Raw genomic sequence first — 16,469 nt, forward strand, 5'->3', positions numbered from 1 at the left:
TCATTTAATGAGTATAGCAAGTCATTAAAGAGATAAGCGGCGCACATCACTCAACAGTGAATTTAAGAAGGTCATGAATCTGCCCGCATCACCACCATTCACCGCTCTGTGATCGTAAGACAAACACAGAGGCAACATAGTCCGAGGTTCAAACTCTTTGCCATTCCAGCGTGGCTCAACATCGGCTTTAGAGACGCCAAGAATACCCACCTCGGGGCAGTTAACGATAGGGGTGAAACCCGTTCCGCCAATCGCACCCAAACTTGAAATAGTAAAACAACCACCTTGCATATCAGCTGGTTTAAGCTGCTTGTCCATCGCTTTTTTAATCAAGACATTGATTTCTTGAGCAATTTGCACAATGGATTTTTTGTCAGCATCACGCAAAACAGGCACAACTAGACCTACAGGCGAATCGACAGCAACACCAATGTGAACATATCCTTTTTGAACGTAGCTTTCGCCATCTGCCATTAAAGACACATTAAAGCTTGGGTTAGCAACCATCGCTTGAGCAACCGCTTTTATTAGGAATGGCAAAGGCGTTAGCTTCACACCTTGCTTCTCCATTTCCGCTTTCAAGCCTTTACGGAAATCTTCTAGGTCCGTAATGTCTGCTTTATCAAACTGAGTAACTTGTGGAACAACCAAGGCATTACGAACCATGTTCTGGGCCGTCATACGTTGGATTTTACTCATTTTTACGATATCAATAGAGCCAAACTTACTAAAGTCTTGATCAGGAACGGTTGGTAAGCCAGTACCACTGATGCCAGAAAAAACTGGAGCAGACTCTGCCTTTTGCACAGCCGCTTTTACATAAGCATGCAAATCTTGTTTTGTGATCCGACCACGAGGGCCTGTTGCACGAACTAGAGGTAAAGCAACACCCAATTCACGAGCAAGCATACGAACAGCCGGTCCAGCATGCACTTTCGTCGATGGTCTTGATAAAACCGCAGACTGATCTGCTGGAGCCTCAGTTTTAGCCGCTTCCACTTTAGGTGCTTGGGACACTGGAGTCGCTGATTTCTCGGCAACCGCAGGCGCCACTACCAGTGCAGCTTGACCCTCTACTTCCAACTCAAGAACAGCATGACCTTCCGAGACCTTGTCACCCACTTTAATCGAAACAGATTTGACGGTTCCTGATTTCGGCGCAGGGATTTCCATAGAAGCCTTGTCTGTTTCCAGAACAATAATAGAATCGCCTTCTGAAACTTTATCGCCGACCGAAACCGCTACCTCGATAACTTCAACGCCTTCTGCGCCGCCGATATCAGGGACATTAACCGTTTCAACACCACCAGCAATTGGTGCTGCAACAACTGCAGGAGTCTCTTTTTGTTTCGGCACGTCTGTCACTCTCGCAACAGGCGCACTAGACTCGGAAACAATTACTAAAATGTCAGCACCTTCGGAGACGGTGTCACCAATTTTAATAGATATCTTTCCAACCTTACCCGTAAAGGGTGAAGGAATATCCATGGAAGCTTTATCTGTTTCTAATACAATTATAGAGTCGCCCTCTTTAACTGTATCGCCTTCAGACACGCAAATTTCAATGACTTCAACGTCCGTTGCGCCACCAATATCTGGCACAGAAACTTTGTTTTCAGTGGGCTCTGCTGTAATGCTAGGCGCAACAGTGACATCTGCTGGTGCCGTTGTCTCTGTAGTGACGTCTGCCACAGGTGATTCAGCACTCTCAACTTCAATGACAAGAACTTCGTCACCTTCAGATACTTTATCGCCTAATTTTATAGAGATACTTTTTACCGTACCCGCCATAGAAGATGGCACATCCATGGACGCTTTATCAGTTTCTAAAACAATAATAGATTGGTCAACTTCAATCACATCACCAACCTTAATACTGATCTCGATAATCTCGACATCAGTCGCACCACCAATATCAGGTACTCGAATGATTTCAGTACTCACAGAAATCTCCTTTATCTTGTTAGACGCATCAGACTTTAAAACGTATCTAGTTTAGCCTTAAAAACAGACTAAACCAGACACCTAGCTTGTCAGGTAATTAGCAAGTGACGGGGTTTGGTTTTTCAGGATCTAAACCAAACTTAGTAATTGCTCCGCTAACAACAGAGGCGTCAATCACACCGTCTTGCGCTAGTGCGCTTAAAGCAGAAACCACCACCCAATAACGGTTTACTTCGAAGAAGTGACGTAGTTGAGCACGAGTATCACTGCGGCCAAAACCATCCGTACCGAGTACATTGTATGTACCTTTAATAAATGGACGAATCTGATCGGCGAATAATTTGATATGATCCGTAGAGGCAATCACTGGACCTTTGCCATCCAAGCAAGATTCTACATAAGATTGACGAGGCTTATCTTCTGGATGAAGCATTGACCAACGACTTGCATCAAGACCTTCACGACGCAACTCATTAAACGATGTCACACTCCAAATGTCAGAGTTCACACCGAAATCATTAAATAGAATTTCTGCAGCCGCTTCTACTTCACGAAGAATAACGCCAGAACCAAGTAATTGTACTTGTTTCTTATTGGCTTTCTTCTCATGAGACTTAAGCTTGTACATTCCTTTAATGATGCCGTCTTCAACACCTTCAGGCATATCTTCGTGAGTGTAGTTTTCATTCATTACGGTTAGGTAATAGAAAACACTCTCTTTATCCTGATACATACGGCGCAAACCATCTTGAACAATGACAGCCACTTCGTATGAGTAAGTCGGATCATAAGATATGCAGTTAGGGATAAGACCCGCTTGAATATGGGAATGGCCATCTTCATGTTGCAAGCCTTCACCATTAAGCGTAGTGCGGCCTGCAGTTGCACCAATTAAGAATCCACGAGCCTGTGAATCACCAGCGGCCCAAGCCAAGTCACCAATACGTTGGAAACCAAACATAGAGTAATAGATGTAAACAGGAATCATTGGAAGAGCGCTGTTTGCATAAGAGGTAGCCAATGCTAACCATGCAGAAAACGCACCCGGCTCATTGATACCTTCCTGAAGGATCTGTCCGTCAGAAGACTCTTTGTAATACATGATCTGAGTATGGTCATGAGGCGTGTAACGCTGACCTTCAGATGAGTAAATACCCAACTGACGGAACATACCTTCCATACCAAACGTGCGTGCTTCATCAGCAACGATTGGAACGACACGTTTACCAATTTCTTTATCCTTAACCATAACATTCAGTGCACGCACAAACGCCATAGTTGTAGAAATCTCGCGCCCTTTTGTTCCCGCAATTTGAGCTTTGAAGGCTTCCAAAGAAGGCACTTCAAGGGCTTCACAATCGTGATTACGAATCGGGAAAGCACCGTGTAATTCTTTACGACGAGACCTCATGTATTGCATTTCTGGGCTGTCTTCAGCCGGTTTGTAATACGGTAAGTCTTTTAGCTCTTCATCACTAATAGGAATACCGAATTTATCACGGAACTGAGCAAGTGACTCTTCATCTAACTTCTTAGTTTGATGCGCCGTGTTTTGCGCTTCAGCCGCTTTAAACATGCCGTAACCTTTAACGGTTTGCGCCAAGATAACAGTCGGTTGACCTTTATGAGAAGTTGCTTCGGAATACGCTGCGTAAACTTTGTAAGGGTCATGTCCACCGCGATTAAGATTCATAATCTCATCGTCGGTCATGTCTTTGACCATTTCTAGTAACTCTGGGTATTTCCCGAAGAAATGTTCACGAGTATAGGCACCACCATTTGCTTTGTAGTTCTGAAGTTCACCATCGCAAACCTCGTTCATACGTTTAACAAGCAAACCGTTGTGATCTTTCGCAAATAGAGGATCCCAATGACGGCCCCATAAGCACTTAACGACATTCCAGCCAGCGCCACGGAATACACCTTCAAGTTCCTGAACAATTTTACTGTTACCACGAACAGGGCCATCAAGGCGCTGCAGGTTACAGTTGATCACGAAAATAAGGTTGTCTAGATTTTCACGCCCCGCAAGGGCGATAGCACCCAAAGATTCTGGCTCATCACACTCACCATCGCCAAGGAACGCCCATACTTTACGGTCACCTTGATCAATAAGACCACGGCTATGCTGGTACTTCATTACGTGTGCTTGGTAAATGGCCTGTAATGGCCCAAGACCCATAGAAACCGTTGGAAACTGCCAATAATCAGGCATTAACCAAGGGTGAGGGTAAGAAGAGATACCTTTACCATCAACTTCACGACGGAAGTTATCCAGCTGTTCATCAGTCAAACGACCTTCAATGTATGAACGAGCGTAAATACCTGGAGAGATGTGGCCTTGGAAAAAAACCATATCCGCTTGCTGTTTACCGTCATTACCACGGAAAAAGTGGTTAAAACCGATATCATAAAGCGTTGCTGCAGAAGAGAAGCTTGTAATGTGGCCACCAAGTGTTGAATCAACACGGTTTGCCTTCATTACCATCGCCAATGCGTTCCAACGAATTATAGAGCGTATACGACGCTCCATAAACACATCACCCGGCAACGGCTTCTCATTTTCAGGAGCAATTGTATTCCGGTACGCCGTCGTGATAGACGATGGCAGTGATGTGCCAGCTTTCGTAGCTTCATTCGATAAACGATTTAAAATATATTGCGCGCGATCAGGACCTTCTTCGCGAAGGACAGACTCAAGCGCATCGATCCACTCTTTCGTTTCAATTGGATCGATGTCTTCGAGAATATGCTGCTCAGTCATCGTGTTAATAACTCCCGCTATTAGAACAGATAGTTAACCTATCAAGGACATTGTGTGTAATTAAGCCTTGAAGGCTACTTAAACAAACCATAGAAACATGTATGCATTATTATCATACGCTCCAGCCGACAGCAGATGATCACAGAAGCTTACCTTCATTTACTATTAAGGATTCTGGATCACTGATTTAATGGACGTTATTATTATTCTGATGTTCGTTCCACTGTATCGACCACTAGGGTACCTAGTTGGTTCGCTTCCAATTTGGGTTTGGTTCAACAAACCCAACATCAAGTTTTTATGTGCTACTAGCTTTACTAAAAGCACATAAAAATTCAAATACATTCAAACACGTAAAACATACGCATTGTTAATCATTTAAGATCTGACTCAGTGACATTTTGCAGTCACAGCGTTTGTCATTTTTGATCTTATGCTATTCAATTTAGGCAGTAGATTAACACCTAATCAAGTGATCGACTAGCCACTCCCCTCAAGATTGAAGGCATAACACAGCGCTTCAAATGGTAAATATCTCTAAATTCGCCAGAAAAACAACATTAAACGCTATGACACATCACAAAATCAGGCTAAAAATACACTAAAACCATAAAATGATGAGTTTGTGTAGCGTATACAAATGCCATTGATTTTCACAAAAAAACACACGCTGGTGCCAATACGACCACTACACTCTTTTATGTTTGACTAAATTACATACAAATCTCGACGGGAATTGACAACATACGGCGTACTTTTACCCTCAACCTCACCACATTATGTCATAGTGAAGGTAGCACTTGTCCCGCAATATGAGAGCAACTAGTTTTTTTTGATGTTGCTTAGGCTTACCTATAAAAGTCAGTTAACGTAAATTTACAAATGTCATAAAACAGCGCTGACGCACTACTAATATAGAGTTACAATATTCCTCTAAATTTAATGGAACATTAGGACACTTCATGATTCCTCTGAACGCTCTTTTGCTCGAGCACATCCAATCACAAGTCACTTTCGCTTTAAAGGAAGATGTTGGAGCTGAAGACATAACCGCTCAACTTATACCAGACAACCATCTAATCAAAGCGACCGTTATTAGCCGAGAAAGTGCCATTTTGTGCGGGCAGGCTTGGGTAAACGAAGTGTTTGCTCAACTTGGCGATAAAGTTACCCTTACGTGGCATGATCAAGATGGCGACTTACTTGAAATAAACCGCCCTTTTTTAACCCTCGAAGGGCACGCTAGAAGCATCTTAACCGGCGAAAGAACCGCGCTTAATTTTTTACAAACCTTGTCTTATACCGCCACCATTACAAAACAATACAGCGATATGGTGTCGCAGACTCAACTTACAATTCTCGATACGAGAAAGACGCTTCCAGGCCTACGACAAGCACAAAAGTATGCCGTAACGGTTGGCGGTGGTAAAAATCACCGAATGGGATTATTTGATGCCTTTTTAATCAAAGAAAACCACATTATGGCCGCAGGCTCGATTGAAAATGCGGTTCAAATGGCTCAACACATTGCCCCAGGCAAGATCATTGAAGTGGAAACCGAAAACCTCAACGAAGTCGCTGCTGCCGTCGCCGCGGGGGCCGATATTATTATGCTTGATAACTTTTCTTATGAAGACATGACAAAAGCCGTATCTGACTTTAAAGGCAAAGCCAAGTTTGAAGCCTCTGGCAATATGGATAAACACAGGTTATTAAAAGTCGCTGAATCGGGCGTTGATTTCGTATCAATTGGTGCACTGACCAAACATATCAAAGCCATAGACTTGTCTTTGCGCGTCGTCAAGGAAGCTTTATGAAACAAAGTATATTAGTGATTAATTGTGGTAGCTCATCTTTGAAGTTTGCCGTACTAAGCGACGAAGGAACAGTCACTTTAGTCGAAGGCATGGCAGACAGGTTAAACACAAATCAAAGTACTATTACTTTTAAACATCAGGGACAAAAAACACAAACCACACTTGATGAAGGTAGCCACAAAAGCGTGGTCACTCACATAAAACAGTGGTTAGACCAGCATAATGATATTAAGCGGACATTAGTAGGGGTTGGTCATCGTGTGGTTCATGGGGGGGAAACCTTCAGTCGATCAGTTCTCATTAACCAGGAAGTAATCGATGGCATTAACGAATGCGCTAAATTCGCACCACTCCATAATCCTGCCCACGCTAAGGGCATCGAGGTTGCATTTGAACTTTTCCCAGGCTTGCCTCAAATCGCCGTGTTTGATACGGCGTTTCATCAAACGTTATTGCCTGAACACTACCTTTACCCTATTCCGATGAGATTCTATCGTGATCATCATTTTCGTAAATACGGCTTTCATGGCACCAGCTACCGATACATTAGTCATTTCTTTTCCAGCATAGTACCTAACAGTCACCGACAAGGCGTGCTGATTGCGCACTTAGGCAACGGCGCTAGTGTTTGTGCTGTAAACAACGGCCAATCCTCTGATACGAGTATGGGCATCACTCCATTAGAAGGTCTTATGATGGGGACACGATCCGGTAGCGTCGATCCAAGTTTAGTGGCTTTTATTGGCCAAGCTGATAACATCAATTCAGAGAAAGCCTTAAGTTTATTAAACAAAAAAAGTGGCTTGCTGGGCATTTCTGAATTATCCAACGATTGCCGAACTCTCGAAGAAGCGATGCTCTTGGGTGACTCGAAAGCCAAGCTTGCATTAGACATGTTTGCTGTGCGCACTGCGAAACATTTAGCCAGTTCAGCAACAACACTTGATAAGGTCGATCATGTAATTTTCACTGGGGGAATTGGTGAAAACTCACCCTATTTACGAGACCTTATTTGCTCGCATTTGCGTGTTTTTAATATCTGCATCGATTCCCAATTAAACCAAAACGCTCCTCGCGGTGACGTTTCAAACATAAGCGCTTCGGACAGTCACCCACAGACTTGGATCATACCAACAAACGAAGAGCTTATGATCGCGCTGGACGCACTACAATTAATTCGATAATAAACGACCTTAAAGCCATCAATAATGGACTCAATTAGGATTCATCTGATATGTCAATAAATGTACTTATGACCGTTCCCACCGGCCCCGGTGTCGGTCTAACCTCAGTTTCAGTGGGTTTGGTTCGAGCGTTGGAACAACAAGGACTAAAAGCCAGTTTTTTTAAGCCAATCGCGCAGCCACAACCTGGTGACAAAGGACCGGATAAATCAACGGCTATGGTAGCGCAGGGATCAATGCTGACACCCGTTGAACCGATCCCATTACACGAGGCAGAACGCTATTTGTACAATGACAACATTGATGAACTCATGGAAGAAATTGTCGGGCGTTTTCAAGCTAGCGTTGAACCCGATTCCACCGTCATCGTTGAGGGTCTTGCACAAATTGCAGGACACCCGTACGCCACAAGATTAAACAAAGCCATTGCTCGAACACTAGACGCAGGCTTGGTCTTAGTCACAGCTCCCAACGATATGCGGGTAAACGAGCTTGAACATCACGTAGAAATTGCCGCTGGGTCTTATGGTGGAATTAAAGCCAGTGATGTCATTGGCTGCATTCTTAATAAAACCTCCCCAGGATCGTTGGGCGTTAAATCGTACGGCGATCTGTTTGCACAAAGAAGCATATTTAAACGTAATTTCAGCTTACTGGGTCAGATACCCAAAGCCGATGAGCTCACTCATCCACGGGTAAAAGATGTCGCTGACTTTCTTGGTGCTCGCATTATTAATGCGGGTGAAATCGAATCTCGTCGCGTCCAATCCTATACTCTTTGTGCTCGAGGCGTTGAAAACATGCTTGAGGCCCTTCGTCCTGGGGTCTTAGTTTTCACACCTGGAGACAGAACTGACATTATTATGGCGACTGCCATTGCAGCCCTAAATGACATTAAAATTGCCGCCTTGGTCGTCACTGGTGGTTACCAGCCCAGCGAGGCGCTGTTGGCACTTTGCGGTAAAGCCATGGCAAAAGGTTTGCCTATCCTTTCTGTTGAGTCAAACAGCTGGGAAACCGTTATCAATATGCAATCGTTTAACCAAGAAATCCCTCTTGACGACAAAGAGCGTGTGCTCATGGTAAAAGAACACATCGCTCGATGCATTGATCACGATTGGATTAATTCGTTTGCCCTAAATCAAGAAGAAAGAAAACTATCCCCTCCCGCCTTTCGTTTTCGCTTAATCGAGCTTGCTCGCTCATTGAATAAACGCATCATTCTTCCTGAAGGCGAGGAAATCCGTACTATTCAAGCGGCGTCTATTTGCGCTGAACGTGGTATTGCCCGCTGCACATTGCTTGGCAATGAGACGGAAATTCTAAGAATTGCTCAAAATAATGGCATTGAATTAAGCCATGGCGTTGAAATACTCGATCCTAGCAGCATTCGAGAGCGCTATGTGACCCCCATGGTAGAACTAAGAAAAAGTCGTGGCCTAACCGACATCGTTGCTCGTGAGCAACTCGATGACAATGTTGTATTGGGTACAATGATGCTTCAAGTAGGCGACGTCGATGGGTTAGTTTCTGGCGCAAACCACACGACCGCCAATACCATTCGACCCGCCCTGCAATTAATTAAAACATCTGCCAACGCAAGCCTAGTGTCTTCCGTATTCTTTATGTGTTTACCAGATCAAGTATTAGTGTATGGTGATTGCGCAATCAATCCAGACCCTACTGCTGAGCAGCTTGCTGAAATTGCGATCCAAAGTGCCGACTCTGCAGCAGCTTTTGGCATTACCCCCAAAGTCGCCATGATTAGCTATAGTACGGGGGGTTCTGGGACCGGTAACGATGTGGATAAAGTGAGAGACGCCACCGCCATAGCTCAAAAACGTCGTCCTGACCTCTTGATTGATGGACCTTTGCAATACGACGCCGCCATCATGGAAAAGGTTGCCAAACAAAAAGCACCCAACAGCAAAGTAGCGGGCAAAGCGACCGTGTTTATTTTCCCTGACCTAAATACAGGTAATACCACCTACAAAGCGGTGCAACGGAGTGCTGATGTTGTGAGCATCGGTCCAATGCTGCAAGGTATACGTAAACCGGTTAACGATTTGTCTCGTGGTGCCTTGGTTGATGACATTGTTTATACCATCGCAATTACCGCCATCCAAGCCGGCAAACTCAGCCAACCTTAGTGCAAAATTTTGTTTCATTAGACAACCATAGGTCGGCCTTAACCAATGAAATGAGTACCTGATTCATTGGTTAAGGCATTGGACATATCAAAGATTGCCTATTAATATCAATTAACAATCTTAAGATAGGTGGCCATATGTCTGGTAGTCTTCCTCACTCTATTGCCCTTTCAAATCTGACTTTGACAAACACAACGACGCCTGGTTACACTACTTATGATGTTCGTTCGGACGAAGACACTGGTATTGCGGCTCTTAATGCCCGCAATGCAAAGGCTTCCAGTGACTTAGTAGTGACGCTGTCTGAAGAAGGACAAGCGCTATCTCAGCATAAAAAACCGCCTGCTGAGACTTCAGAGTTCGATGAAAATCAGACATCATTGAAAACGTCTGAAGAGCGCGTTCTCGATAATGAATCCAATGAAATAATACTAGAGCCTCGTAAAGACAGTATGACAACGAGTTACCATGATAAAATACCAACAGGAGACTTTTTAAACCAAATCGTTTAATCTTTAAATACTCAGTTACAACGAGCATCTAGCATGACGCTATTTTCCAATTTTCTTCAAGGAGTGAAGAATGAAAGACTTAAAACACGACCTGCGCGGTTTCACACTATTAGAGCTTATGGTTGTTATTGCCATTATCTCAATACTTGCGGGCTTGTCAGCCCCAACATTTACACGTCAAATAGCCAAAGCTAATCTTCTTGAAGCGCAAAATATTGCCACGGAACACCAGTCGTTGGTTGAAGAATACATTTTGCTTAACGGCTCCTTCCCTAATGCCACTGAATTCACAAACATTAAAAGCACGTTAACCACAGATTCTATCGCCAAATCTATCTCCATTGAGAACCCCAGTAACACAACGGGCACCGTTGTGATCGCACTCAAAAACAGCACAGGGGTTACTGAAGACCAATACTTGAAATACGCTCGTGACGCCAATCGTAACTGGCAATGCACCTCCGATTTAGACAGTAAAATTCTCCCTTTAAAATGCCAAGCGGTTGTGGGAGAAGATAAATGACACTAGAAGAAATGCTTTTTAACGCGATTAGCCATCAGGCTACCGACATACACATCGAGTATTCTGATTCTGGAGCGCAAGTATACCAGCGCTGTTTTGGTCAACTGCACAAGATCTTAACTCTGCCAGTAGACTCTAGTCTATTAAACCGCATAAAAATGCGTGCCAATTTAGATCTATCAGAAACACGTAGAACACAGGAGGGTCAGTTTGTATTTAAAGAAAGAAATCGCAGTACCTTTATTCGAGTGAGCATCATAGCGACCGTAAAAGGTGAAAAAGTAGCCTTAAGATTATTGCCCGAAAAAAACCGCCAAGCACTTGATTCCATCGGCATACAAGCTGATTTACTGAGATTACTAACCTATACGCTTAAACAATCTCATGGCCTTATTCTTGTATGCGGTGCAACTGGGGCGGGAAAAAGTACCACATTGTATTCATGCCTTGATGTCCTAAATGATGGACAAAAAACCATCTTCACCATTGAAGACCCTGTTGAATACGATACACCAGGCTTGTTTCAATGTGAGCCTAACCCTGCAATTGGATTAGATTCAGCTGCGTTACTAAAGTCGTTTTTGAGACAAGACCCGGATGTGATAATGGTGGGGGAGGTAAGAGATGCCATCACTGCCAACCTAGCCGTGAACGCTGCACTCACAGGCCATTTGGTTCTGGCGACCTTACACACCAACTCTGCACTGGACGCTATTCACCGTTGTCATGCCTGGCAGGTTGATTTTTTTTCATTGGCCAGTTCGCTTACACTGATCATTCACCAGTCCATGCTATACAAGAGTGCTTCTCAACAACCGTCTTTTAATGGCTTACAGCCATTATGGAAAGCGTCTTTACCAAAAGATTACCAAACACTGATTTCATCACCTGATTTATGGCAAGCCTATATTCACCCAAAGTATGAGGAACATCATGGCTTGGTATAAAATTAAGCACAACGATGGCAAAATTGACTTTCGATATAGTTTATCTGAAGACGAGATATTTTTTGATTACCTTCGACTAGGGCAGTGGCATTTTACTATTTCTGAGTGGAACCCCAAGAAGCTTGGTTATAAATCACTGCAAACTTTCTTTGAAGAGGTACAAAGCGCACTAACATCAGGACTTCAACTCAATCAGGCATTATCACACCTATCTGCCTCTTCGACCCATAAGACTCTATCAGATACCAGCAAAGCCATCGTAAGCGAACTGAATAAAGGCATACCTCTTAATGATATTTTGATCAGGTTAACCCATCCATACGCCGCGCCCTACTGCCAGCTTTTAAATTCTCATGGCACCAGAGAGGACTGCGAAAAAAGCCTTAACCTTTCAATAAATCAACTTACCTCTCTTATTGATTGGTCTCAACGATTATTAAAATCTTTGATCTATCCATTTTGCATCATGCAAATTGCATTAATCATCTTAATGGGCAATCGGGCCATTCAAACTCAATCCCTACAAGATGAGCCTTTTGATTTTTTCGTCTATCTTGGTATTTACATTTTTTTCACTCTCTCTCAACTGATCATTATTCGTAATCTTTATCAAGGCCAGGCGTGCCACTGGCTTGAAAGCTACAGCACTAACTTTCGCTTAACAAAATTATTTTCCTTGTTAAGTACGACACGTCAGACAGGGGTAACGCTGCAAGATGCGATCAAAATGATGCCTAATTATTTCCAGCACCCATCTACTAAACAAGAAATTCTAGCGGTGTACTACATGCTTCGACTTGGGAAAAATTATGCATCCAGCTTTCCTAAACACTGGTTTCCAGCCGAGTCTGCTATTGCATTGCATTCAGCTGAACAAGATGGGGATTTAGAACGCGCCTTGGTGCTTGCGACACAAACCCACGAAAAACGTTGGCGAAAAAACATTTTACTGCTTGAAAAACTTATTCCTGCTCTGTGTTTAATTGTAGCGGGCGGCATAGTTGCATCAGCCCTGCTTACTCTTTATTCACCATTAATAAATTTACCTTAAAGGACAAACACCGAGATGCTATTGTGGCTACTCTATGGCTTACTGATTTTGACTGTTGGCAGCTTTTCAGCCGCCTATACTGTGCGCTGGCCAGCAAAGTTCGATTATCTATGCTCAAAGGAAGCCCATGAATACCTATCAATACACTTTGAAAAGCCGCCTCCTCATTACCTGAGCCAAACAAGATCTCACTGCCCCTGCTGTAACCATCGTTTGTTGTGGATAGATCTTTTGCCCGTTATCAGCTTCACTTTTTTAAAAGGCATGTGTCGTTATTGCAAACAACACATTTCATATCGCTACCCATTGATAGAGTGTCTTCATTTGGCATGCTGCTTTCCTCTGATATGGCTCTATGATGACCCTTATCAGCTCGCTTTACTGACGATGCTAGTCAGCTCACTCATTACCGCCGCCATCATTGATGGTGAGCATGGGCTAATACCCGACGAATGCACAGTAATCGTCTTAATGTGCGCATTGCTCTTACACCTGTATGTTGGCACATTAAATATCAGTGTAATGGGTATGTTGTCTGGCTACGGGGTCATTATTATGTTGCGGTGGATGTATTTTAAATACAGAAAAATAGAAGGTATCGGATTAGGAGATGCTAAGCTTGTCGCTGCTTTAGGTGCGTGGTTAGGGCTAACAAAATTAGCGCCTTTGTTACTTTGTGCAAGCTTAGGTGGAATGCTATACACTCTACTACTAGGCAAAAATAACCCAAAGCAATTAGCATTTGGGCCATTTTTAATTGTATCCGCCCTACTGGTATATATTTTTTTATTATGACAAGACGCTCTCCCCCTATTATTGGTTTAACAGGTGGCATTGGCTCCGGGAAAAGCACCGTTGCAAAATGCTTTTTTGAACTCGGAATTCAAAATGTAGACGCCGACGATATCGCCAGACTGGTGGTTTTGCCTGGTTCAGAGTGTTTACACAAGATACATCAACGTCATGGTGATGCCATCTTGCTAAACGATGGGACTTTGAACCGTCGCGGCCTACGCGACATTATTTTTAATCAACCAGAAGAAAGAGCTTGGCTTGAAGCCCTCACACACCCCGCCATACGCAAAGGACTACTGATACAGCTGGACAAAGCCACATCAAAGTATGTTCTGCTTGTTCACCCATTATTATTTGAAACAAAGCAGAATGAGATCTGCAAACAGGTTATTGCAATAGATGTTCCTGCAGAAATCCAACTTCAACGAGTCATGCTCCGAGACAACATAAGTGAAGAAAACGCACAAAAAATCCTATCTACGCAACTGTCTAATAAAGACCGTATTAGAAACGCAGACCTCAGTTTGAAAAACTCTGGTAATACGGACGAACTGAATGATAAAGTCTTTAAATTAAACGAAGAAATTTTAGCGCTAACATCATTTTAGAGTTGTCATTATGCTTAAAAATACCTCCGTAAGTTTGGTTGCTTGCCCTACTTGTCAAAAAAAAACACCATGGACTAAAGAAAATCCAGATCGTCCTTTCTGCACCTCTCGATGTAAATTAATCGATTTAGGTGCTTGGGCTAGTGAATCCTATTCTATCCCACAACGCTCCTCAGAAGAGGATGAAATATTTTCTGAAAATTTAAACGGCAATAACAATAAGTCTTTCTAATAATGGCTTAACATGGAACGTATTGATTTATGGCAAAACAAGACTTTTCAAAGAAAAAAGCCCTGCTCATAGAAGATATGGCGGAAGCTAGGATCATGCAAAAAAAGATGTTAAGCGATTTTGGCTTTGAATCTATACACATCGCTATGAAAGCCGAATCTGCCATTGAGCTTATGAAAAGTCATTCTTTTGACCTTATTCTGTCAGACTATAACCTTGGTAACGGCAAAGATGGACAGCAACTTTTAGAAGAAGTTAGACATACTAAACTCATTCCCCATACCGCCACTTATTTAATGGTTACGGCAGAAACATCCATTGAAATGGTAATGGGAGCCATTGAATATCAGCCAGATGGGTACATTACAAAGCCTTTCTCTCAGGCATTATTACAAAGGCGCTTAAGCAAATTATTAGACACAAAAGAAAGGCTGTACGATGTCAATATCGCCCTTGATAAAATGGATTACGAAGGTGCCATCAGTGCCGCAAAATTGGTTATCGAGAAGTACCCTTCCCTTATTGGTCGTTGTGAACGAATCATAGGTGAAAGTTTTTTGGAGATGGAAGCCTACGATAAAGCACTTTTATTATTCAATAACACATTAAAAAATCGTAAGATGCCTTGGGCTTTATTTGGCAAAGCTAAATCCTATTTTTTAATGGACCAACTAGACAAAGCGGAGCAATGCTTCCGACAGCTTATGTTTGATAATCGTTTTTTTGTTAGTGCTTACGATTGGTTGGCTAAAATACAGAGGCTTCAAGGGAACGCAACTGAAGCACAAGCTACCTTGCTAGAGGCCATTGGAAGATCCCCAAAAAATATATTAAGACAGGTAGAACTCGGTAATGTTAGTTTTTCTTTGCACGATTTCATTACCGCAGAAATGGCTTTCAGAAGGGCCGTTTTTTTAGCAAAACACTCTTGCTACAATACACCAGAAATTTACCTTAAACATTTAGAATCACTGGCTAGAATATCCGATAGTGGTCCTTTACTATCACGATATAAAGACAACTTTAGAAGCACCCTGAAAAAAATCCATGCGCTTTTTTCTGATAACCCGAGCAACACTGGCAAAATATTTAGTTACGAGATTGATCTATACTTAGCCGATCAAGATACCGCTAGCGCCCATAAAACACTAGAAATCTGGTTAAATCAAGTCGATACTGGAAACGCCTTTCCACCGACGGAACAGCAAAGCGTCATTTACGCAAAAGCGTTTGGAGAATCAGTTGAATAAAATTAACATCAGCACCATATTAGCCAGCGCCATTCACGAAAGTAAAAATCAAGTTGGAACTCTTCTGTATCAGTTACAGAACCTAAAGGAATCAATCAATGTAAAAGACACCAATCAGCAAAAAGTTGTTGTAATTGAAGAGTCTCTAAAAAAGTTGAACGATGAATGGGTGGAATATCTCTACTTATATCGACTTGCCTCTGATGGTTATGACCTTCACGTGGATACCTTTCTTCTTGATGAATTTTTAGATGATCAAGTGTTTGCTCTACAGCCTTCTGCTAATGCTAAAAACTTAGAGCTATCGTACCTGTGTGACTCGTCATTAAATGGCACGTTTGACGAACGATTAATGACGGCGGTTGTCAGTACCGCTGTTTACAATGCTCTTCGATACGCACGCACAAAAATATTGATTAGTGCCAGAAATGAAAATGATTTCATTGTGATATCCATTGAGGATGACGGAGCAGGCTTCAAGCAGACACATGATCAACCTGAAGAATTCTTAGAGGGCAACACAGGGCTTGGTCTCTATTTCGCCGAATTGTCTGCAGCGGCTCACTCTCTCAATGAACAAAAAGGGTTTATTAAAAAAGAGACGTCTTCGATACTGGGTGGCGCCTGTTTGAGTGTACATTTACCACAGACTAAAAGTGATGGTTATCCTTAAGCGTTCAGGGCGTGTAAGC

At 42.8% G+C, this 16,469-nt stretch carries 14 protein-coding genes; 12 read left to right on the top strand and 2 right to left on the bottom strand.

Features of this window, described 5'->3' with window-relative positions; translation table 11 throughout:
• Positions 1-24: 24 nt before the first annotated feature.
• Complete coding sequence (aceF, locus tag FXV75_RS08160; protein WP_148832386.1) at positions 25-1,944, bottom strand: dihydrolipoyllysine-residue acetyltransferase; 1,920 nt, start codon at positions 1,942-1,944, stop codon at positions 25-27.
• A gap of 97 nt (positions 1,945-2,041) precedes the next feature.
• Positions 2,042-4,708, bottom strand: a complete 2,667-nt coding sequence (aceE, locus tag FXV75_RS08165; protein ID WP_148832388.1) for a pyruvate dehydrogenase (acetyl-transferring), homodimeric type — start codon at positions 4,706-4,708, stop codon at positions 2,042-2,044.
• 962 nt (positions 4,709-5,670) lie between these two features.
• On the opposite strand from aceE, the gene nadC reads away from it, so the two are divergent.
• The 12 genes from nadC to FXV75_RS08225 all read left to right on the top strand — a co-directional run bounded on the left by nadC (position 5,671) and on the right by FXV75_RS08225 (position 16,450).
• A complete protein-coding gene (nadC, locus tag FXV75_RS08170) occupies positions 5,671-6,525 on the top strand; it encodes a carboxylating nicotinate-nucleotide diphosphorylase (RefSeq protein WP_148832390.1) in 855 nt (284 codons plus the stop codon).
• Entirely contained in the window at positions 6,522-7,709 is a 1,188-nt protein-coding gene (locus FXV75_RS08175) for an acetate/propionate family kinase (RefSeq protein ID WP_148832392.1), read from the top strand. Before nadC ends, FXV75_RS08175 begins: the two co-directional genes overlap by 4 nt.
• Before the next feature lie 50 nt (positions 7,710-7,759).
• Positions 7,760-9,859: a phosphate acetyltransferase gene (gene pta, locus FXV75_RS08180; RefSeq protein WP_148832394.1), complete on the top strand. Its 2,100-nt coding sequence runs from the start codon at positions 7,760-7,762 to the stop codon at positions 9,857-9,859.
• A gap of 137 nt (positions 9,860-9,996) precedes the next feature.
• Positions 9,997-10,371, top strand: a complete 375-nt coding sequence (locus tag FXV75_RS08185) for a hypothetical protein (RefSeq protein ID WP_148832396.1) — start codon at positions 9,997-9,999, stop codon at positions 10,369-10,371.
• A gap of 70 nt (positions 10,372-10,441) precedes the next feature.
• Positions 10,442-10,894, top strand: coding sequence for a pilin (locus tag FXV75_RS08190; RefSeq protein ID WP_148832398.1), 453 nt, complete (start codon positions 10,442-10,444; stop codon positions 10,892-10,894).
• Positions 10,891-11,841: a GspE/PulE family protein gene (locus FXV75_RS08195; RefSeq protein ID WP_148832400.1), complete on the top strand. Its 951-nt coding sequence runs from the start codon at positions 10,891-10,893 to the stop codon at positions 11,839-11,841. Before FXV75_RS08190 ends, FXV75_RS08195 begins: the two co-directional genes overlap by 4 nt.
• Positions 11,828-12,892, top strand: a complete 1,065-nt coding sequence (locus FXV75_RS08200; RefSeq protein WP_148832401.1) for a type II secretion system F family protein — start codon at positions 11,828-11,830, stop codon at positions 12,890-12,892. The genes FXV75_RS08195 and FXV75_RS08200 overlap by 14 nt, the downstream gene beginning before the upstream one ends.
• Before the next feature lie 48 nt (positions 12,893-12,940).
• Entirely contained in the window at positions 12,941-13,687 is a 747-nt protein-coding gene (locus FXV75_RS08205) for a prepilin peptidase (protein ID WP_187424868.1), read from the top strand.
• Positions 13,684-14,295 (top strand): dephospho-CoA kinase, encoded by a 612-nt coding sequence (gene coaE / locus FXV75_RS08210; RefSeq protein ID WP_148832405.1) that lies wholly within the window; start codon positions 13,684-13,686, stop codon positions 14,293-14,295. Before FXV75_RS08205 ends, coaE begins: the two co-directional genes overlap by 4 nt.
• 10 nt (positions 14,296-14,305) lie before the next feature.
• The gene (locus FXV75_RS08215) at positions 14,306-14,527 is read left to right on the top strand and encodes a DNA gyrase inhibitor YacG (RefSeq protein ID WP_148832407.1); all 222 of its coding nucleotides are present in this window, start codon (positions 14,306-14,308) and stop codon (positions 14,525-14,527) included.
• A gap of 29 nt (positions 14,528-14,556) precedes the next feature.
• Positions 14,557-15,777 (top strand): response regulator, encoded by a 1,221-nt coding sequence (locus tag FXV75_RS08220; RefSeq protein WP_148832409.1) that lies wholly within the window; start codon positions 14,557-14,559, stop codon positions 15,775-15,777.
• The gene (locus tag FXV75_RS08225) at positions 15,770-16,450 is read left to right on the top strand and encodes a sensor histidine kinase (protein ID WP_148832411.1); all 681 of its coding nucleotides are present in this window, start codon (positions 15,770-15,772) and stop codon (positions 16,448-16,450) included. Before FXV75_RS08220 ends, FXV75_RS08225 begins: the two co-directional genes overlap by 8 nt.
• Positions 16,451-16,469 lie beyond the last annotated feature (19 nt).

Origin of the sequence: Marinomonas sp. IMCC 4694, from assembly GCF_008122525.1 — a bacterium.
GTDB lineage: Bacteria > Pseudomonadota > Gammaproteobacteria > Pseudomonadales > Marinomonadaceae > Marinomonas.

Excerpts from the sequence above, each read along its gene's own strand:
- aceE (WP_148832388.1), bottom strand. The coding sequence starts at position 4,708 with ATGACTGAGCAGCATATTCTCGAAGACATCGATCCAATTGAAACGAAA.
- nadC (WP_148832390.1), top strand. The coding sequence starts at position 5,671 with ATGATTCCTCTGAACGCTCTTTTGCTCGAGCACATCCAATCACAAGTC.
- FXV75_RS08175 (WP_148832392.1), top strand. The coding sequence starts at position 6,522 with ATGAAACAAAGTATATTAGTGATTAATTGTGGTAGCTCATCTTTGAAG.
- pta (WP_148832394.1), top strand. The coding sequence starts at position 7,760 with ATGTCAATAAATGTACTTATGACCGTTCCCACCGGCCCCGGTGTCGGT.
- FXV75_RS08185 (WP_148832396.1), top strand. The coding sequence starts at position 9,997 with ATGTCTGGTAGTCTTCCTCACTCTATTGCCCTTTCAAATCTGACTTTG.
- FXV75_RS08190 (WP_148832398.1), top strand. The coding sequence starts at position 10,442 with ATGAAAGACTTAAAACACGACCTGCGCGGTTTCACACTATTAGAGCTT.
- FXV75_RS08195 (WP_148832400.1), top strand. The coding sequence starts at position 10,891 with ATGACACTAGAAGAAATGCTTTTTAACGCGATTAGCCATCAGGCTACC.
- FXV75_RS08200 (WP_148832401.1), top strand. The coding sequence starts at position 11,828 with ATGGCTTGGTATAAAATTAAGCACAACGATGGCAAAATTGACTTTCGA.
- coaE (WP_148832405.1), top strand. The coding sequence starts at position 13,684 with ATGACAAGACGCTCTCCCCCTATTATTGGTTTAACAGGTGGCATTGGC.
- FXV75_RS08215 (WP_148832407.1), top strand. The coding sequence starts at position 14,306 with ATGCTTAAAAATACCTCCGTAAGTTTGGTTGCTTGCCCTACTTGTCAA.
- FXV75_RS08220 (WP_148832409.1), top strand. The coding sequence starts at position 14,557 with ATGGCAAAACAAGACTTTTCAAAGAAAAAAGCCCTGCTCATAGAAGAT.